At 63.3% G+C, this 19,488-nt stretch carries 16 protein-coding genes; 5 read left to right on the top strand and 11 right to left on the bottom strand.

The genetic code is table 11. The features are described from left to right. Positions 1 to 22 precede the first annotated feature (22 nt). On the top strand, positions 23 to 1,369 hold the full coding sequence (locus AC1RQ5_RS23400) for an aspartate aminotransferase family protein (RefSeq protein WP_493203530.1): 1,347 nt from the start codon (positions 23 to 25) through the stop codon (positions 1,367 to 1,369). Then, complete coding sequence (locus AC1RQ5_RS23395) at positions 1,369 to 2,745, top strand: M20 family metallopeptidase (protein ID WP_493202143.1); 1,377 nt, start codon at positions 1,369 to 1,371, stop codon at positions 2,743 to 2,745. Before AC1RQ5_RS23400 ends, AC1RQ5_RS23395 begins: the two co-directional genes overlap by 1 nt. Positions 2,746 to 2,881: 136 nt before the next feature. Here AC1RQ5_RS23395 and AC1RQ5_RS23390 read toward each other — a convergent pair whose 3' ends face one another. Beyond that, positions 2,882 to 3,739, bottom strand: coding sequence for a VOC family protein (locus AC1RQ5_RS23390; protein ID WP_493202141.1), 858 nt, complete (start codon positions 3,737 to 3,739; stop codon positions 2,882 to 2,884). 133 nt (positions 3,740 to 3,872) lie between these two features. Between AC1RQ5_RS23390 and AC1RQ5_RS23385 the strand changes: the two genes are divergently transcribed. Then, complete coding sequence (locus tag AC1RQ5_RS23385) at positions 3,873 to 5,177, top strand: NAD(P)/FAD-dependent oxidoreductase (protein WP_493202139.1); 1,305 nt, start codon at positions 3,873 to 3,875, stop codon at positions 5,175 to 5,177. Between the two features lie 138 nt (positions 5,178 to 5,315). Here AC1RQ5_RS23385 and AC1RQ5_RS23380 read toward each other — a convergent pair whose 3' ends face one another. The 4 genes from AC1RQ5_RS23380 to AC1RQ5_RS23365 form a co-directional block, all read right to left on the bottom strand. Continuing rightward, positions 5,316 to 6,941 carry an ABC transporter ATP-binding protein gene (locus tag AC1RQ5_RS23380; protein ID WP_493202137.1) on the bottom strand — a complete coding sequence of 542 codons (1,626 nt, stop codon included), beginning with the start codon at positions 6,939 to 6,941 and terminating at the stop codon, positions 5,316 to 5,318. Next, complete coding sequence (locus AC1RQ5_RS23375) at positions 6,938 to 7,768, bottom strand: ABC transporter permease (protein WP_493202135.1); 831 nt, start codon at positions 7,766 to 7,768, stop codon at positions 6,938 to 6,940. Before AC1RQ5_RS23375 ends, AC1RQ5_RS23380 begins: the two co-directional genes overlap by 4 nt. A 2-nt stretch (positions 7,769 to 7,770) precedes the next feature. Further along, the gene (locus tag AC1RQ5_RS23370) at positions 7,771 to 8,748 is read right to left on the bottom strand and encodes an ABC transporter permease (RefSeq protein WP_493202134.1); all 978 of its coding nucleotides are present in this window, start codon (positions 8,746 to 8,748) and stop codon (positions 7,771 to 7,773) included. Positions 8,749 to 8,906: 158 nt separating this feature from the next. Then, positions 8,907 to 10,520: an ABC transporter substrate-binding protein gene (locus tag AC1RQ5_RS23365; RefSeq protein WP_493202133.1), complete on the bottom strand. Its 1,614-nt coding sequence runs from the start codon at positions 10,518 to 10,520 to the stop codon at positions 8,907 to 8,909. Positions 10,521 to 10,804: 284 nt separating this feature from the next. Between AC1RQ5_RS23365 and AC1RQ5_RS23360 the strand changes: the two genes are divergently transcribed. Beyond that, complete coding sequence (locus AC1RQ5_RS23360) at positions 10,805 to 11,920, top strand: DSD1 family PLP-dependent enzyme (RefSeq protein ID WP_493202131.1); 1,116 nt, start codon at positions 10,805 to 10,807, stop codon at positions 11,918 to 11,920. Between the two features lie 151 nt (positions 11,921 to 12,071). On the opposite strand, the gene AC1RQ5_RS23355 is transcribed toward AC1RQ5_RS23360, so the two are convergent. The 6 genes from AC1RQ5_RS23355 to AC1RQ5_RS23330 form a co-directional block, all read right to left on the bottom strand. Beyond that, complete coding sequence (locus AC1RQ5_RS23355; protein ID WP_493202129.1) at positions 12,072 to 12,779, bottom strand: ABC transporter ATP-binding protein; 708 nt, start codon at positions 12,777 to 12,779, stop codon at positions 12,072 to 12,074. Then, positions 12,779 to 13,531, bottom strand: a complete 753-nt coding sequence (locus tag AC1RQ5_RS23350; protein WP_493202127.1) for an ABC transporter ATP-binding protein — start codon at positions 13,529 to 13,531, stop codon at positions 12,779 to 12,781. The genes AC1RQ5_RS23355 and AC1RQ5_RS23350 overlap by 1 nt, the downstream gene beginning before the upstream one ends. Then, on the bottom strand, positions 13,528 to 14,364 hold the full coding sequence (locus tag AC1RQ5_RS23345) for a branched-chain amino acid ABC transporter permease (protein ID WP_398484158.1): 837 nt from the start codon (positions 14,362 to 14,364) through the stop codon (positions 13,528 to 13,530). The genes AC1RQ5_RS23350 and AC1RQ5_RS23345 overlap by 4 nt, the downstream gene beginning before the upstream one ends. After that, complete coding sequence (locus tag AC1RQ5_RS23340) at positions 14,364 to 15,236, bottom strand: branched-chain amino acid ABC transporter permease (RefSeq protein WP_493202125.1); 873 nt, start codon at positions 15,234 to 15,236, stop codon at positions 14,364 to 14,366. Before AC1RQ5_RS23340 ends, AC1RQ5_RS23345 begins: the two co-directional genes overlap by 1 nt. A 186-nt stretch (positions 15,237 to 15,422) precedes the next feature. Then, a complete protein-coding gene (locus tag AC1RQ5_RS23335) occupies positions 15,423 to 16,655 on the bottom strand; it encodes an ABC transporter substrate-binding protein (RefSeq protein WP_493202123.1) in 1,233 nt (410 codons plus the stop codon). A gap of 398 nt (positions 16,656 to 17,053) precedes the next feature. Beyond that, entirely contained in the window at positions 17,054 to 17,764 is a 711-nt protein-coding gene (locus AC1RQ5_RS23330; protein WP_493202121.1) for a MarR family winged helix-turn-helix transcriptional regulator, read from the bottom strand. Between the two features lie 201 nt (positions 17,765 to 17,965). Between AC1RQ5_RS23330 and AC1RQ5_RS23325 the strand changes: the two genes are divergently transcribed. Beyond that, positions 17,966 to 19,456, top strand: coding sequence for a 4-hydroxyphenylacetate 3-hydroxylase family protein (locus tag AC1RQ5_RS23325; protein ID WP_493202120.1), 1,491 nt, complete (start codon positions 17,966 to 17,968; stop codon positions 19,454 to 19,456). Positions 19,457 to 19,488 lie beyond the last annotated feature (32 nt).

The following is a 19,488-nucleotide window of genomic DNA, read 5'->3' as shown; positions in this document are numbered from 1 at the left end:
CATACGAACGCATCACAGGAGCATCACCATGTCAGTGACATCAGCCCCGCGCGGCAAGATGGTCAACGGTTTCGATCCCGCCAACGCATCGAACCTCTCCCCGGAAAGCCGCAAGCTCGTCGAGCGCCGTATCGCACTGCTCGGTCCGGCCTATCGCCTGTTCTACAAGGACCCGGTGGAAGTCGCCCGCGCCAACGGCGTGCTGCTGTATGACAGCGAGGGCAATGAATATCTCGACGCCTATAACAATGTGGTCTCGGTCGGCCATTGTCATCCGCGCGTGGTCGAGGCCATCACCAAACAGGCGCAGACCATCTGCACCCATACGCGCTACATCCAGAAGGGCATTCTCGATTATGCCGAGCAGCTGCTCGCGACCTTCGACGGCCCGGCGCGCCATGCGATGTTCACCTGCACCGGCTCCGAAGCCAATGATCTCGCCGTGCGCATGGCCAGGCATCACACCGGCAATCAGGGCATCATCATCACCGACGAGGCCTATCACGGCAATTCGGAATTGACCGCGGGCTTCTCGCCCTCGCTCGGCCCGTATTCGCCACTCGGCACCTTCGTACGCCGCGTGCCCGCGCCGGACAGTTATCGCATCGCGCCGGAAAACATGGGCCAGTGGATGGCCGAAAAGGTCACCGAGCAGATCGTCGACCTGCAGCGCCGCGGCGCCGGCGTGGCCTGCTTCATTGCCGACTCGATGTTCTCGTCGGATGGCATCTTCTCGCATCCGACCAATCTGCTGCAGCCGGTGGTCGATGCCGTGCACAAGGCCGGCGGCATCTACATCGCCGACGAAGTGCAGTCCGGCTTCGGCCGCAGCGGCGAGAAATTGTGGGGCTATCAGCGCCACGGCATCACGCCGGATATCATCACCATGGGCAAGCCGATGGGCAATGGCTATCCCGTCGCCGCTGCCGTGATGCTGCCGGAGATCGTCGAGAAATTCGGTCGCGACAACCGTTACTTCAACACATTCGGCGGCAACACCGTCGCGATGGCCGCGGCGCAGGCGGTGCTCAATGTCATCCAGGACGAAAAGCTGCTCGATAATTCGCTGAAGGTCGGCAAGATCCTGCGCGAGGGTTTTGAAGTACTGGCGAAGAAGTATCAGGGCATCGGTGATGTCCGTGGCTCCGGCCTCTATGTCGGCATCGAAATGGTCAAGGACCGCACCAGCAAGGAGCCGGACGCAGCCGCGGCTGCCGCCGTGGTCAACGGCCTGCGCGCGCGCCGCGTGCTGATCTCGGCCACGGGCGCCGCCGCCAACACGCTAAAAATCCGTCCGCCGCTGGTGTTCACCGCGGCCCATGCCGATCGCCTCCTCACCGAGGCCGATGCCGTGTTCGCGACGCTCTGATGTCGCGCGAACAAGCCATCGCGCACATCGACGCGCAGTTCGAGTCCGGCGAGTTTCTCGCCGTGCTCGATCGCATGGTCGGCTACAAGACCGAGAGCCAGAGCGACAAGCGCGGTAAGGAGCTTCAGGCCTATCTCGACAAGGAGCTGGTGCCGCAATTCACCGCACTCGGCTTTGCGACGAAGATCGTGCCCTCGCCATCGGGCCGCGGGCCGAACCTGCTTGCGACCTATCACGAGAGCGACGACCTGCCGACGGTGCTGATGTATGGCCATGGCGATGTCGTGCCCGGCATGGAAGGCGAGTGGCGCGACGGGCTCGATCCCTGGCGCTGCACGACGGTCGGCGAGCGCGTCTATGGCCGCGGCACCGCCGACAACAAGGGCCAGCACGCCATTAATATCGCAGCCCTTCGCGCCGTGCACGAGACACGCGGTGGCAGGCTTGGATTCAATGTGAAGTTCATCATCGAGATGGGCGAGGAGATCGGCTCGCCCGATCTGCCAAAGGTGTGCGAGAGCCTGCGCGACGAATTGAAGGCCGATGTGTTCATCGCTTCGGACGGACCTCGACTCTCCGCCGAGCGCCCGACGATCTTCCTCGGTTGCCGCGGCGGTCGCCGCATCCATCTCGATCTCAAGCTGCGCGACGGCGCGCATCATTCCGGCAATTGGGGTGGTTTGCTCGCCAATCCCGCGACAATCCTTGCATCGGCCATATCAACGATGGTCGATCGCGACGGCCGCATCCTGCTCGATGCGCTGAAGCCGCCGCGCATCACCAACCAGATCCGCGCGGCGCTTGCCGATGTGGTGGTGTCGCCGACGCCGGATGAGCCATCGCTGTCGGAAGGATGGGGCGAGGAGGGGCTGACGCCTGCCGAGCGGCTCTATGCGTGGAATACGCTGGAAGTGCTGGCCATCAATGCCGGCAATGTCGGCAATCCCGCCAATGCGATTCCCGGCGAGGCGCATGCGGTGCTGCAGCTCCGTTTCGTCGTCGGCACCGACATCGAGAATGTCGTTCCGGCCATCGAGAAACATCTCGCAGCCACCGGCTATGGCGACATCAAGGTGAGCCAGTCGCAGTTCTTCAACGCCTCGCGCACGGATATCGACAATCTTTGGGTCGGCTGGGCGGTGGAGTCGGTGCGCCAGACAACGGGCAAGGCGCCCGCCATGCTGCCGAATTTCGGCGGCTCGCTGCCCAATGACGTGTTCACGGATATTCTGGGATTGCCCACCGTGTGGGTGCCGCATTCCTATCCCGGCTGCTCGCAGCACGCGCCTGATGAGCACATCCTCAAGCCGGTGACGGCGGAGGCGCTGCGCATCATGGCGGGGCTGTTCTGGGATCTGGGGGAGAAGAAGAGCTAATCTCAGCCGGTCGTCCCCGCGAAAGCGGGGACCCATACCCGCTGTCGATGAGACGTAGGCGCTAAAGTTGCCTCCGAGTTCTGATTTTGAACTCGGAGGTTATGGGTCCCCGCCTGCGCGGGGACGACCATTGAGTTCAGCCTTTCACAAAAGCCAGCAGCGTCCCGTTCGCATTGGCCGGCGGCACGACCACGCCGACCTCGGTCCTCGCACCATGTGCGCCCACAGCTTTTTCCGCTGCCGCCAGATCGCCCGCGATAAACACCAGCGCGACGCCGCCACGCTCCGGCGCGCCGTCCAGCGACGTGCCTGGGAAACGCTTCGCCAGCACGTCCTTCGTCAGGAACACGAAATCCGCCCGATCGCCGCCCGGGGGCACGGCCACGGCACCGTCGCTCTCGTTGCGCGTCGTGCCGTCGATCAGCTTGGCCATATGCGCGGCGTCCTTCGCCGGCTCCGTCGTCACGATCAGCACCTGCTTCATCCGCTTGGCGGTGTTGGCATGCTGCATCAGCTCCGGAATCCACACCGTCTCGCGCGTCTTGTGCTGGCAGGCGAAGATGCGCAGTCCGCCGGGTGCTTCCGCGATCGGCCAGTGAAACACACGAAACTTCGCGGCGCTCACGGTGCCATCCGGCAGCGTCACCGGGCGCTCGAAATCGGTGGGGCCGAGGGCCTGGTAGCCACGTGCCGTAATCTCTTCGGCGCCGGCGGCTGAATCGACCGCAGTAAATGCAACGCGCTCGATGCCTTCGCCGCGCTCGGCGAGAAACTTGCGCATCGGTGCATTGTGCTCGGTCTCGGAGATCACGCCGAGCAGCTCGACATAATCGGGATCGAGCATGATCGTGTAGTTGCCAGAGCCCATCTTGGCGCTGTGGGTGCCGCGCGGCGACAGCGTGAAGCCGAGATTTTTCCAGATGCCGGCTGCGGCATCGAGGTCTTTGACGGAGACCACGGCATGGTCGATTCCGATGATGTTCTTCAGGGTCACGCGAGCCACCTTGCATTGGATTGGGCGCGTAAACTATGCAGAATGCGGAACCGCTGCAAGGCAGTGGATCAAGTGATCTGCCCTGCGTTTCGCTATGATTTTGCCGTGCAAGTTGAGATTTGAAAGGCTGACGATGGAAACCGCAAATGCGCCTTGGCCAAAATCGCTCTGGGCCGCCGTCACGCCTGCCGGGCCTGATCTGCCGGAACTGAAGGGCAGCGTTGACGCCGATGTCGTTGTCATCGGCGCCGGATTCACCGGCCTCTCCACGGCGCTGCATCTGCGCGAGCAGGGCATCGATGTGGCGGTGGTCGAAGCCGTCGAGCCCGGTTGGGGCGCCTCCGGCCGCAACAATGGCCAGGTCATTCCGACGCTGTCGCGGCCCGATCCCGAGGACATCATCAAGCGCTATGGCGCGGCCGGTGAGCGTCTTGTCGGCATCATCCGCGACAGCGCCTCGATCCTGTTCGATCTGGTCCGCCGCTATCAGATCCAGGCCGAAGGCGAGCAGAGCGGCTGGATCCAGCCGGTGCATTCGCCGGGCCGCATCAAGATCGCCGAACGCCGCGTGCGGCAATGGTCGAAGCACGGCGCGCCCGTTGAACTGCTCTCCTCGGACGAGATGCGCAAATTGCTCGGCTCCTCCGCCTGGTATGGCGGCTTCTGGAATAGGACCGGCGGCCACATCAATCCGCTGGCGCTGGCCCGCGGCCTCGCCCGCGTGGTGCTCGAGCAGGGCGGCCGCATCTTTGTGCGCTCGCCGGTGGAGAGTTTTGTGCGGCAGGGCGATCGCTGGATCGTCAAGACGGCGCAGGGCCAGATCAGTGCGCGGGCGCTGGTGGTGGCGAGCAATGCCTATACCGGCGAATTCTCGAAACAGCTTTCGCCGGGCATCGCCAGCGAGGTGATGCCGGTGCTGTCCTGGCAGATGGCGACGCAGCCGCTGTCGGAGCAGGCGCGCCAGATTGTGATTCCCGGCCGTCAGGCGGTATCGGACACCCATGGCGAGCTCTATTTCATGCGCTACGACGCGCGTAACCGCCTCGTCACTGGCGGCAATGTGATCGGCTTCGGCGACAAGACCGGTCGCCTGAAAGAGATGGTCGGCGCCCGCCTGCAGCGGCTGTGGCCGGAGATCGGTGAGGTCAAGTTCGACTATGTCTGGAACGGCTATGTCGGCATGACCACGGATTTCCTGCCGCGCATGCACAAGCTCGGCCCGAATGCGTTCGGCTGGACCGGCTGCAACGGCCGCGCGGTGGCGCTGTCGATTGCGCTCGGAAATGAGTTTTCGAAGGCGGTGCGTGGCGTACCGGATGAGGAACTGGCGCTGCCGTTCTCGGAGCCGGTGCCGATCGCGGCGCATGGTCTGATGCGGCTGTTGGCGCCGTTCATGCTGCTGGTGTATCGGCGGCGGGATAAGAAAGAGATGGCGTAACGCACGCGCCACACGCGCCATCCCTCATCCCGAGGAGCGCGCAAAGCGCGCGTCTCGAAGGATGGCCGCACACTCCGGAGCCAGGCCATCTCATGGTTCGAGACGGCGCTACGCGCCTCCTCACCATGAGGGACTGAGTTACACCGTCAACGGCTCTTTCTTCCTCGTAAAATCCCCACCCGGAATCGAAGCCAGCAGCGCCTGCGTATAGGGATGCTGCGGCCTGCCAAACACCTCGCCGGCGAGCCCGTGCTCCACCACTTCGCCGTCCTTCATCACGGCGACGAGATCGCAGATCTGCGCCGCCACCCGCAGATCATGGGTGATGAACACGATCGACAGTCCGAGCCGCTCGCGCAGGTCGTGCAGCATCTTCAGCACCTGTGCCTGCACTGACACATCCAGCGCCGACACCGCTTCATCCGCCACCAGCACGTCCGGCTTCAATGCCAGCGCACGGGCCAGCCCGATACGCTGACGTTGGCCGCCGGAAAATTCGTGCGGCAGGCGGTCCATCGCGGAGGGATCGAGCCCGACCAGACGAAACAGCTCCTTCGCCTCCGCCCAGGCCTGCGCGCGCGGCACGCCATGCACGATCGGCCCCTGCGCCACCAGATCGCCCGCCTTGCGGCGTGGATTGAGCGAGGCATAGGGGTCCTGGAACACCATCTGGATGTGTCTTGTTTCCCGACGCACTTCGTCGCGCGAGAGTTTTGCCCAATCCTTACCTTCCAGCACGATCGATCCATCGTCGGGATCGATCAGCCGGATGATGCAGCGCGCCAGCGTCGATTTTCCCGAACCGGATTCGCCGACAATGCCCAGCGTCGCACCGCGCGGCAGATTGAGCGAGACCGACTTCACCGCATGCGTCACCCGCGCGCCGCGGCCAAGAAAGCCGCCATTGCGATAGGTTTTCGAGACATTCTCGAGCGTGAGGATGTGATCGTCGTTGAGCTTGCGCGGCGGCGGCGCGGCCAGCGGTGGCACGGCGGCAATCAGCTGCTGCGTATAGGGATGCTGCGGATTGTGCAGCACATCCTGCACGGGGCCTTGCTCCACCACCTTGCCATGCTGCATCACCACCACGCGGTGCGCGATCTCGGCCACCACACCGAAATCATGGGTGATGAACAGCACCGCCGTCTTGCGACGGCTCTGCAGCTCGCGGATCAGCTTCAATATCTGCGCCTGCGTCGTCACATCCAGCGCGGTCGTCGGCTCGTCCGCGATCAGCAGACGCGGATCGAGCGCGAGCGCCATGGCGATCATCGCGCGCTGGCGCTGGCCGCCGGAAAGCTCGTGCGGATAGGCGCGCGCCGCCTGTGCGGGATCGGGGATGCGCACATCGGCCAGCAGCGCCAGCACGCGCGCCTTGATCTCCTTCTTCGAGAGCTCGGTGTGGATCTCGAACATCTCGCCGATCTGGTCGCCGATGGTGCGCAGCGGATTGAGCGCCGTCATCGGCTCCTGGAAGATCATCGCGACGCCGGCGCCGCGCACCTTGCGCATCTCGGCATTGCTGGCGCTGGCGAGATCCTTGCCTTCGAACAGCACGCGGCCGCCATCGATGGCGACTTCCGGCGGCAGCAGCCGCATCACGGCATTGGCCATCACCGATTTGCCCGAGCCGGACTCGCCGACCACGCAAACGATCTCGTCCGCGCCAATGGACAGCGACACGCCACCCAGCGCGTGGGTGCGATCCGCGCCTTTTGGCAGCTTCACGCTGAGGTCTTCGACGGTGAGGATGGTGTCGCTCATCGGCTCTTCAGTCTCGGATTGAGCGCATCGTTAAGGCCCTGGCCGACCAGCGAGACGGCGAGCACCGTGAGCAGGATGGCGATGCCGGGGATCGCGGAGACATACCACTGCACGCGCAGCACGTCGCGGCCGAGGCCGATCAGGTTGCCCCAGGACGCGACATTGGGATCGGAGAGGCGCAGGAAGGCGAGGGCGCTTTCCAGCAGGATCGAGACGGCCATCACCACGCTCGCATAGACGATCACGGGCGGCAGCGCATTGGGCAGGATTTCGCCGAGGATGAGCTGGATGTCCTTCATGCCGAGCGTGCGCCCGGCCTGCACGAATTCGCGGCTGCGCAGCGACATGAATTCCGCACGCGTCAGCCGCGCCGGCGCCGGCCACGACACGATGCCGACCGCGATGGTGACGGTGGTGAGTGTCGAGCCGAACACTGCGACCAGCACCAAGAGCAGCACGAAATTCGGCAGCGTCTGGAAGGCTTCGGTGATGCGCATCAGAATCGTGTCGACCTTGCCGCCATAGAAGCCGGCAAAGGCGCCGATCAGCACGCCGATGACAACCGCGATCAAGGTTGCGACGCCGCCGATCAGCAGCGAGATGCGTGCGCCATAAAAGATCTGCGCCGCGATATCGCGGCCGGAATTATCGGTGCCAAGCGGAAAGCGCGGATTGGCGAAGGGCCAGACCAGCGGGCGGCCGGCGAGGGACAGCGGATCGTTCGGATAGAGCCAGCCGGCGCTCGCCGCCATGGCGATCACGATCAAGAGCAGGAACAGGCCGACGATGGCGGCGGGGCTGCGGAAATAGCGTTTGACTGCGTCCATGCTCAGCCCTCCGCCTGGATGCGCGGATCGAGCCTTGCATAGAGGAGATCGACCAGGAAATTCACGAAGATCACCAGCAGTGCGGAGACGAAGACGATGCCGAGCAGCGTGTTGAGGTCGCGCTGGATCACCGATTCATAAGCGAGGCGACCGAGGCCCGGCAGCGAGAACACGCTCTCCACGACGACGGAGCCGCCGAGCATGGTGCCTGCCTGCAGGCCGATCAGCGTCACCATCGGCAGCAGCGCATTGCGCAGCACGTGCTTGGCGACAATGCGGGTCTCGTCGAGCCCCTTGGCGCGCGCGGTGCGCACATAATCGAGGTTGAGCACTTCCAGCATTGAGGCGCGCATGATGCGGAGATAAATGGCGAGAAAGATCAGTGCCAGTGTCAGTGTCGGCAGCACCAGATGCGCGGCGATGTCGAGCGTGCGCTCCAAGCCCGTCTGCACCGCGCCGATATTCTCGAAGCCGCCGGCTGGCAGCCATTGCAGATAGATCGAGAACACCACGATGGCCATCAGGCCGAACCAGAAGGACGGCGTGGCATAGAAGATCAGGCCCAGCGTCGAGATCAGCGTATCCGGCCAGCGATTGACGCCGCGTGCGGCGATGACGCCGAGCACGAGGCCGAAGAAAAACGCGAAGGACAGCGACGCCGTCATCAGCAGCAGCGTCGCTGGCAGGCGCTCGAAGATCACGGTGGCGACGGACTTGCCATAGATCGAGGAGAAGCCGAGATCGAACTGCACCAGCCGCCAGAGATAGTTGCCGAGCTGCACCGGCACCGAGAGATCGAGCCCGTAGAATTTTCGCAATTCGCGTGCGGTATTGGCATCGCCGCCGCCCATCAGCGCCATCATGGCATCGACGGTGTCGCCCGGTGCCAGTTGCAGCAGCAGGAACACGCCGATCAGGATCAGGAACAAGGTCGGGATCGAGGCGGCCAGTCGCCGCCCCGCGAGGGTCAAGATGCGCATGTGGTCAGTTTAGTTTTCATTTGACGTTGCGCCAAGCTTTCCCCGTCATTGCGAGCAGCGTAGCGACGAAGCAATCCAGTTCTTCCTTCACTTGGCTCTGGATTGCTTCGCCCAAACGAATTGGCAAAGCCAATTCGTCAGGGCTCGCAATGACGGAGTTAGGCCGAAAGCCAGAGATCGTGCCAGCTGGACGAGCCCCAACGCGGATTGTTGGAATGGTTACGCGCCTTGGCGGTGATCACGGTGACAAAGATCTGCTCGATCGGCATCCACACCGGCAATTCGGTATTGGCTTCCTTGACGAACTCCGCATAGAGCGCCTTGCGCTTCACCGGATCGATTTCGGTGGCGGCGTCGTCGATCACCTTGTCAATCTGGTCGTTCTTCCAGTCCCACTGATTGGTCCAGGGCGCGCCGACGGGCTGACCGGAGCGATACCACACGGTGGTGGAGACCGCGGGATCGTTGCGATACTGGTGCCAGCCGGTGGCGAGATCGAAGGCGTGGTCGGCATAGACGCCCTTGAGGAAGCCGCCGCCGTCATTGCGCACGATCTCGACCGGAATGCCGACTTCCTTCAGCGACTGCTGGATGAAGGTCGCCCAGAGCGAGATGTCCTCACCCCAGGGGGCAGGGAGGAGGCGCAGCGAGAAGCGTGTGCCGCCGGCGCCGGGCTTGAAGCCGGCTTCGTCCAGCAGGGCCGCGGCCTTCTTCTTGTCGAATGGATATTGCGGCGTGTTCGGGCCGGGGAAGAAGTCGGTGGAAACTGAGGGGATCGGGCCGCTGCCGGGTTTGGCGAAGTCGCCGAGGAAGTTCTCGATGAAGAATGGCACATTGATCGCATGCGCGATGGCGCGGCGGACGCGGATATCCGTCAGCTCCTTGCGGCGGAAGTTGAACTCGATGGTGTTGGTGCGCGCGTTGCCCTCATTGCCCTTGGTGGAGACGACGAAGCGCTTGTCCTTGCCGAGGCGGGCCATGTCGGAAATGGTCAGGCCCGAGAACGGCGAATACTGGATGTCGCCGGCTTCCATCTGCGCGGCCGCGGCGGCGCGGTCGGTGACGACCTTCCAGACGATGCGGTCGAGATAGGGCAGGTTCGGGCGCCAGTAGTTCTCGTTACGCTCGGCGATGATGTACTGGCCACGCTCATATTGTTTGAACTTGAACGGGCCGGTGCCGACCGGCGCGAGATTGGCCGGATTGGCGCGGATGTCGCTCGAGCCTTCATAGATGTGCTTGGCCGAGATGTAGCCGAGATCCGGCAGCGCGCGCAGCAGCAGGCCGAGCGGCATCGGACGCTCATATTTGAACACGGCGGTGTGCGCATCCGGCGTATCCACCGCGGTGAGGAACAGCTGCAGCGTCGATCCGTAATTCAGGATCTTCTTCCACATATTCATGGCGGTGAAGGCGACGTCGGCCGAGGTGAATGGCTTGCCGTCGTGCCAGGTCACGCCCTTGCGCAGCTTGAAGGTGATGGTCTTGCCGTCGGCCGACGACTCCCAACTCTCGGCCAGCACGCCGACCGGCTGGCCCTTCTCGTCGAGATCGACGAGGGCTTCCTGGATCTTGCCGCCGATGATGTAGACGCCGGTGGAGGCCTGCAGGCTCGGGTTGAGCTGGCGCTGTTCTGCACCGTAATGGACATTGAACACGCCGCCCTTGCGCGGCGTTTCCTGCGCGAAGGCGCGAAACGGATTGGCGACATTGGCTGCGATGGCGGCCGAAGTCAGCAGTGCGGCGCGGCGGGTCATTTCAAGGCGGGTCATATGTCCAAATTCTCCTGCGTCTGCCTGCGCATAGCGGAATGGCCGGGTTCCACGCAAGCTACGGCAGAAACTTGGAGGAAGTCATGCGCAAATCCGCGTCTGAAGGATAATTGTTGCGGCATTGGCGCGTTCCATAGCAATAATTTCTCTGATTGATTTTCCAGCCTAGCTTGCACGCAAAGCCATTTCCGCGTGACGGTCGCGACTTTGGTGCGTCTTCATCTCAACGCCGGGCATTGCTAGACTTTATTACCATCGCTGATCCCCCTGGAGTTCGCCCGCGCATGACCGCCCTCGATCCGAACCTGCCGGCCTTGCAAGACATCGCGACCCCGGCGCTGGTAGTCGATGGCATGGCGCTTCAGCGCAACATTGTTGCCATGGCGGATTTTGCCAAGGCCAGCAACATCGCGCTGCGTCCGCATGCAAAGACCCACAAGTCGCCGCGCATCGCGCAATTGCAGATCGAGGCCGGCGCGATCGGCATCTCCTGCGCCACCGTGGCGGAGATGGAGGCGATGGCCGAGGCTGGCATTCCCGGCTTGCTGTTGACCACGCCGGTGGCCGATCGCGTCAAACTCGCCCGCATCGCTGCGCTGGCGGATACGACTGACATTTCATTGGTCGTCGATCACGCCGATCAGATCCAGGTGCTGCACACGCTGCTCGATACGGGCAGCCGTCCACTTCAAATGCTGATCGATATCGATGTCGGCCAGCGTCGCACGGGTGTGGTGGATACGGCGGAAACGCTCGCACTGGCGCAACTCATCGAAGCCACGCCCGGAATGACATTCGGCGGCCTTCAGGGTTTTGCCGGCCATGTCCAGCACATGATCGATTATGAGGAGCGCAAGGCGGGCGCCGCAAAAGTGCGCGACATTCTCGATGATCACCTGCGTGTGCTGGGTGAAGCCGGCATCAAGGCCCCGATCGTCACCGGCAGCGGCACCGGCGCCTGCGCCTTCGACATTGCGGGCACCTTCACCGAGCTGCAGGTCGGCTCCTACCTCTTCATGGATGCCGATTACGGCCGGCTGCAGAGCGAGGGCGGCGGCGCGTTGCCCTTCGAACCGAGCCTGTTCGTGCTGGCCACGGTGACGTCGGTGAACCGTGCCGGCGAATTCACCGTCGATGCCGGCGTCAAGGCGATGGCCTTCAACGGCCCGGTACCGTCATTGATGCTCGGCGTGCCGGAAGGATCGACCTATCGGTTCGGCGGCGACGAGCACGGCATGATCACGCTGCCCGCGGGCAGCGAACCGCCGAAGCTTGGCAGCCGCGTGCTGCTGATCGCGACGCATTGCGATCCCACCGTGAACCTGCATGGGAGTTATCAGGTGGTCGGGCATAATAATGGGGTGGAGGTTTGGCCGGTTGCGGCGAGGTATGGAAGCTGACGCTGGCGCCGTTTACCTCTCCCCACCGGGGAGAGGTCGCGCGCACTTGCGCGCGGGTGAGGGGGCTCTTGACGTCGGCGCGTGGCGCGCGCCCTCACCCGCCCGGCTTCGCCGGTCGACCTCTCCCCGGAGGGGAGAGGTGAAGCAAGAGCTAATGCCCGCCGCCCAGAAACGCTTCCGACAGCGTCGGATCATTGGTCAGTGCCTCCGCCGATCCCGACGTCACCACGCGGCCGGTCTCCAGCAGATACGCCCGATCCACGATCTTCAGCGTCTGCCGCGCCTTCTGCTCCACCAGCAGCACCGTCAGCCCCTCATCGCGAAACTGGGCGATCATCTGGAACAGGCTCGCCGTCATCAGCGGCGCGAGTCCGAGCGACGGCTCGTCCAGCAGCAGCAGTCTCGGCTTTGACAGCAGCGCGCGGCCGATGGCCAGCATCTGCTGCTCGCCGCCCGAGAGCAGGCTCGCGAGCCCGTCGCGGCGTTTGCCGAGGATCGGGAAGCGCTCCAGCATCTTCTCCACATCAGCGGCGGCTGCCGCCTTGTCGCTGCGGGTGTAGATGCCCATCAGGAGATTCTCGTGCACGGTCATACGGGCGAGAATGCCGCGGCCTTCCGGCACCAGCGCGATGCCGCGGCGCAGGTTCTTCTCGGCGGTCCCCGGCGTGAGCTTCTCGCCTTCGAACGCAATCTCGCCCTGAAACGGCAGCAGCCCGGCGATCGAGCGTGCGATGGTGCTCTTGCCCGCACCATTGGCGCCGAGCAAAGCGACGATCTCGCCCTGCTTGATCTCCAGATCGACGCCGCGCACCGCCGTGATGGCGCCGTAGCGGACTTCGAGGCCCTTGATCACGAGCATCAGTCGTCCTTTCCGAGATAGGCGTCGAGCACGACCGGATTGGCGCGCACTTCGTCCGGCTTGCCCTCGGCAATCAGCACGCCGAAATCCAGCACATAGAGATAGTCGCACAGCCGCATCACGAAATTCATGTCGTGTTCGATCAGGAGAATGGAGAGACCGGTGTCGCGCAGCCGCAGCATCAGCGTGCGGATCTCTTCGGCCTCGTCATGGTTCATGCCGGCGACGGGTTCGTCGAGCAGCAGCAGCTTTGGCTTGGCGGTGACGGCGCGCGCCATCTCCACCTTGCGCTGGATGCCGTAGGGCAATGATTTTGCCGGCCGGTCGCGGAATTCGGTGAGGCCGAAAAATTCCAGCACCTCTTCGGCCCGCGCCTGTGCGGCCGGATTGGCCCAGGCGATCGGCAGTAGCCGGCGCCAGGCTGCCTCGCTATGCGGCTGCGCGACGAGGAGATGCTCCCACACGGACATGGAGCCGAACAGGCGGATGTTCTGGAAGGTGCGCGCAATGCCCTCGCGCACGATGCGATAGGACGGCCACTGGGTGACATCGACACCCTTGAGCAGGACTTCGCCGGCATCGGCGCGATAGGCACCGGTGATGGTGTTGAACAAGGTCGTCTTGCCGGCGCCGTTGGGGCCGATCACGCCGATGATCTGTCCTTCCGGCACCTCGCAGACCATGTTGGACAATGCGTGGATGCCGCCGAAGGTCTTGGTGACGCCGGTAAGTTGAAGCAGCGCCTGGCTCATGCTGCAGCCCTCCGGAAGGTGAGCGTCCGGATCAGCGAGCGATCGAGAATGCCCTGACGTCGCACCAGCAAGACGAGCACCAGCAGCGAGCCGAAGGCGGCAAGCCGCCAGTCGGCGATCGGCCGCAGGAATTCAGGCAGGAAGATCAGGAGCAGCGAGCCGACCAGCGAGCCTGGTGCCACTGTCGAACCGCCGAGGATGACGGCGAGGACGAATTCCACCGAGCGCTCGAAACCGAAATTGGCCGGCTCGATATAGACATTGTGATGCGCGAACAGTCCGCCCGAAATCGCGGCCACGGCCGCACCGACGGCGAAGGCGCCGATCTTGGTGACAACCGTGTTGAGGCCGATCAGGCCGGCGGCCGTCTCGTCGTCATGCACGGCCTGCATTTCCAGCCAGACGCGCGAGCGCTCCAGCAGCATCACGGCGATCAGGATGCCGCCGGCCCACAGCCAGACATAGCCGACGCCGATATGTTGCATGCCGCGAAAGCCGCCGCTGCCGCCCATGGTGTCGAAATTGAGGAAGAAGCTGCGCACCATTTCGCCGAAGCCGACGGTGGCCATGGCGAGATAGATGCCCTTCAGCCGCAGCGCCGGGAAAGCGACGATGGCACCCATGACACCGGCGACGATGGCAGCGATCACCAGCGCCAGCGTCAGCGGCACGTTCATGGTGACTGTGAGCCATGACGACAGATAAGCGCCGATGCCCATGAAGGCGCCATTGCCGAGGGAAAGCTGGCCGGTGGCGAGGATGATATAGACGCTGAGGGCGCCCAACAGGAGGATGCCTGACTCCGCGAGCAGGCTTGCATAGTAAGTCGACATCAGACGCGCTGCCCCTGATCGGACCGCGCGCCGCCGAGAAGGCCCTGCGGACGCAGCAAGAGAATGAGGATCATGAAGCCGTAGACGACGAAGTCGCGGATCTGCGAGCCGCCGTAAGCCACCGTCAGCACTTCAGCGATGCCGATCAGCGGGCCGGCGACCAGTGCGCCCCAGATCCGCGTGGTGCCGCCGATCACCATCACGGCAATCGCCTTGAGGCCGATCTCGACGCCAAGATAGGGCGTGATGGCACCGTAATGCAGCGCGATCAGCACGCCGGCAACGCCTGCCAGCGCGCCGGAGAGAATGAAAGCCAGCATCATCAACTGGTCGGCCTTGACGCCGAGAATGCGGGCGACCTCACGGTTTTCGGCAACGGCGCGCAGCGCGCGGCCCATCGGGGTTTTCTGCACGATGTAGGCGGTCAGCGCGACCAGCACCACGGTGGCGCCAAGCACGATCATCTGCATCTCGCCGATCGACACCGGCCCGATCTGGTACATCTCGCCGAAGATCGACAGCTGCAGCGGATCCGAACCCCAGATATTGGTCGCGACATTCTGCAGGATAATGGAGAAGCCCAGCGTGGACAGCATCGGCGTCACCAGCGGCGCATCGCGCAGCGGCTGGTAGCCAATCTTCTCGACGATGATGGCGATCAGGGCCGCGCCGGTCATGCCGCCGAGCACGGCGACGGGCAGGGGATAGCCGGCATCGATCAGCGTGAAGCCGATGAAGCCACCGATTATGAACAGTTCGGCAATCGCAAGATTGAGAATGCCGAGAATGCCCATCACGAGCGAATAGGACAAGGCGAGGAGCGTGTAGACGGCTCCCAGTGTCAGTCCGTTGACGAGTTGCTGCAGCAGCATGGGGATCGCGATCGTTAGGTGTTACGTAGGTTCAGTGGTCGTCTTCATGACTGCGGCCGGGAGAACGTCCCGGCCGCTGCCGTAAATCGTAGGGCGGATGAGCGAAGCGTAATCCGCCGGCCGATTTCGTGTGGCGAAGAAGGGCGGATGACGCCTTCGGGTCATCCGCCCTGCGCGACTCCACGATCAACAGGCCGGGTGACCCGGTGCCGAACTGCAGCCATTGACCTTGGTTTCCCAGGCGCCCTTCTGGCCCTGCAGCACATAGAAGGCCTTGATGGCATCGCCGTCGTCATTGAAGCCGATATGGCCGCCGAGACCGTCGAAATTGGCCAGCTTGGCCAGATGATCGCGGATCTTGGTGCGGTCGGCTTCGAGGTCTTCCGGCTTGCCGGTGACGCCGGTCTTCTTGATCGCGTCGATATACATCGAGACGATCTCGTAGATGTTGGCGTCATACATTGACGGCTCGATTTCTTTCGGCAGGCCCGATTCGGCGCGCAGCAGCGGCTTCAGCGAAGCGGTGAACTTCTCCGGAACGGCGCCCTTCATGGTGGCGTAGAACGTCGCCGGCGCAATGATCGGAATTTCCGGCGCAGCCTTCAGGACGGCTGACGAGATGATCTGCGTCGAGCCGACGATCGGCTTCATAAAGCCCTGGCGCTTCATTTCGCGGATCACGGTGATGGCCTGGCTGTAGTCGGCGCTGACCACCACGCCATCGGGATTGAGCGACTTCAGCTTGGTGACCTGGGCCGAGACGTCGAGATCGCCGGTGTTGAACGACAGCGGATCGTTCTCGTTGACGATGGCGATCTCGTTGGCCTTGAGCACGGCCGGCATCACCAGCTTGCCGACGGTGCCGGCAGTTGCGTCCTTGGCATCGAAGATGATGCCAACAGTCTTGATGTTGTAGGCCTTCTTGTAGAACGGCACGACCGTCTTGGCGAGCACGCCTTCGTCGATGGTGTTGCGGAACGCCCATGGACGGTTGAGCTTGGCGACGCCCGGCTTCGACGAGGCCTGCGAGGTCGAGACGATCTTCATCTCATTGGCGACTGGGAAGGTGACTTCCGCAGCGCTCGAGGTCAGCGGGCCGGCAACCGCCAGCACCTTGTCGTCGCCTGCGAGCTTGCGCAGCGAGGTCGCAGCCTGGGCCGGCTTGGCGGCGTCGTCAAGGATGGTGATCTTCAGCTTGGCGCCATTGATGCCGCCGGCATCGTTGGTCTGCTTCTCCAGCATCTTCAGGGTGACGGTGTTGCTGCGGCCCCATTCGGCGAACGGGCCGGAGCTCGGCACCACTGCGCCGAGATTGATTTCGCGAGTCTGCGCCTGGGCCTGGCCGGCCAGCATGGCCGAGAGCGTCACCGCTGCGACGGTGCCGAGCACGCGTGGCAAGTTGGATTTAGTCCGCGACATCGAAATGGTCCTCTATTCCTGTGATGCTAGGCCGCGATGCGTCGCGGCTTCGTTCGTGATGGTCGGTCCATCTACTCCAAAACAGTGCATTCCGTCTGCCATCGCCTGGTATGTCGGCGGTGTGACATCGGCAGGAGGGATGGTCCGATAATTTTGCGTCTTTGACAATCCGCAACCAGAGTATCTTTATAAAATAGTTCTCTTTGGAAGCTAATTTATGCGGCAGTCGGGGCCCACAAATGCGGCACGCGACAGTGCGATTGCGCTACGGCCGGGCCGTAGCGGGCTGTTGAAGCAATGACTTGAACCGTTCGAAGAACGCGATAGCCACCGCTGCTCTTCACCATGCGAGCAAAATGTCGCAGCCGCTTCTGTGCGATGCAGCAAGGTGTGCGCTGTTATGCCTTGCGCGATTTTGCAGGCTTGGCCGCGGACATCAGCTTGGCCTCCGGCGACAGCGCCTTCACCTTGGCCTCGGCGAGGTAGCGCTGCAGCGCGATGGCGCGGTCGCTGGAATCGACGAGACGCTGCACCATGTCGAGCAGCTGATGGAATTCCTTGGCGGTCAGGGTGCCGAACTGCACGTCATTGACCTGCTGCTGGGTCGGCGCCAGCCGCTCCAGCAAGTCAGCGCCGTGCTGCGTCACCACCAGGCTGATGCGGCGGCGATCACCGGGATGCGAAGTCTTGGTGATCAGTCCCTTGGTTTCCAGCTTGTTGGTGACCGTGGTGACGAAAGCGCCGCTCAAATGCAGGTGATCGGCAACGGCGCGGACGTGCACATCGCCTTGGGCGGAGAGATGCCGGATCGAGATCAGCGTGGTGTATTCGATGCCGGCGAGGCCGATCACGGCCGCATGGCCCTCGCGCAATGTCTGATGCCGGACCAGGAAGCCGAACAGACTGTGCACCAGCCGACGGAATTGCGCATCCGACCCGTCGACCAATAGCTCCGGGCGCGAAATCGTCAGCGCCGCGCGCGCGGCCGGCCGGCTGGCAGACTTCTTGCTGATTTCAGATTTGCCGCTGTCCGACTTGTGGGTGTCCGCTCTGTGAACAGACGTTTTGTGCGTTGCGGAGGAAGGGCGGCGGCCGGCGGACTTTGCCACGTGACGATTCCATCATGAGAGGGTGTCCAAGCTTGGCGTCTTCGCGGCGCAATTGCAATTGCGACGAAGGACGCAACACGGGCGCTAGCAAAACGAGAACCGCGCTTGACAAGGATTGTAAAATAGCTTCGGATGAAAGCTATCAATGAAGGCGACGTCATGGTCGCCGCGATTCAGGACGGGATGAGGGCGGCGATGAACATGGCAGTTGGATCTGGTGCGACCGTGGGAACGGTCAAGGATGGTGCCCAGCATATCGCTGCGGTGCGCGATGGCCGGGCCGTCTATCTCGACGGCAAGCGTGTCGATGACGTCTCGACCCATCCGGCCTATCGCCATGCCGTCGCGTCCGCCGGCGCGCTGTATGACTATCAGGCCGATCCCGCCAATATCGAGCGCATGACGTTCGATATCGGTGGCGGCCGGCGTGCCAATCGCGCCTGGCAATTGCCGACGAGCTATGCGGAACTGGTCGAGCGCCGCAAGGCGCTGGTGGAGTGGGCCGAACTCACCGGCGGCTTCATGGGCCGCTCGCCCGACCATGTGGCATCCTCCATGTCCGGCATGATGATGGGCATCGGGGTGTTCGACGCCTATGATCCCAAGCGCGCCAATGCATTTCGCGAATGGTACGATCACGCCCGCAGCAGCGATCTGTTCCTGACTTATGTGATCAACAATGTGCAGGGCGACCGCTCGAAGGCCTTTGGCGACCAGGGTCCGAATGCAAAGGACATGGTGGCGCGCATCGTCGATGAGGATGCGTCCGGCATCACCATCCGCGGCGCCAAGCTGTTCGCCACCTCGGCCATCATGGCCAACGAGATCTTCGTCGGCTCCGGTCAGCCGCTGAAGCCCGGCGAGGAGGATCTGGCGTTCTCTTGTGCATTGCCCATGGGCACCAAGGGCATGAAGATGCTCTCGCGCAAGAGCTTTGAGGCCCACGCACTCAGCGAATACGACAATCCGCTCGCCTATCGTTATGATGAGAACGACGCGCTGGTGTTCTTCGACGATGTGAAAGTGCCATGGGAGCGCGTGTTCCTGCTGCGCAACACCGATATGTGCCGGGCCCAGCTCCATGACACGCCGGCCCATGTCTATCAGAACTATCAGGCGCAGATCCGTCTGTCGGTGAAGTTGCGCTTCCTGGTCGGTCTCGCCCGCGGCATCGCAAAAACCATCGGCACCATCAATTTCCCGCCGGTGACGGAGACGCTGGGCAAGCTCGCCTCGCAGGCGGCGCTGATCGAGGGCATGGTGCTCGGCATGGAAGCCGGCGGTGTCATGCGCGGCGATTACTTCCTGCCCAACAAGCATCTGCTCTATGCGGCGCAGGTGCAGTCTCAGGAAATGTACGGCCAGATCATCGCCACGATTCGTGAACTGGCCGGAGGCGCGCTGCTGATGCTGCCATCCTCGGTAGAGGATTTCGCCAATCCGGAGATTGCAGAGATCATCAAGCTCACCCAGGTCTCGCCGGCGATGTCCGGCCAGGATCGCGTCAAATTGCTCAAGCTGACCTGGGACGCGGTGGGTTCCGAATTCGCCTCGCGGCATCTGCAATACGAGATGTTCTACGCCGGCGCGCAATTTGTGACGCGTGGCCACAGTTATCGCACCTATGACTGGGATCGTGCGACTAAAGTATCGGAGCAGATGCTGGCGAAGTATCAACTGCCCGGCACCTAGCCATGCGCGCGGCGCGATTGCGCGCAGCGGAA

The sequence above is a fragment of the Tardiphaga sp. GW821-FHT12E02 genome (assembly GCF_058807155.1).
The sequence above is the reverse complement of the archived record's forward strand: the minus strand, read 5'-3'. Positions and strand labels throughout refer to the sequence as shown.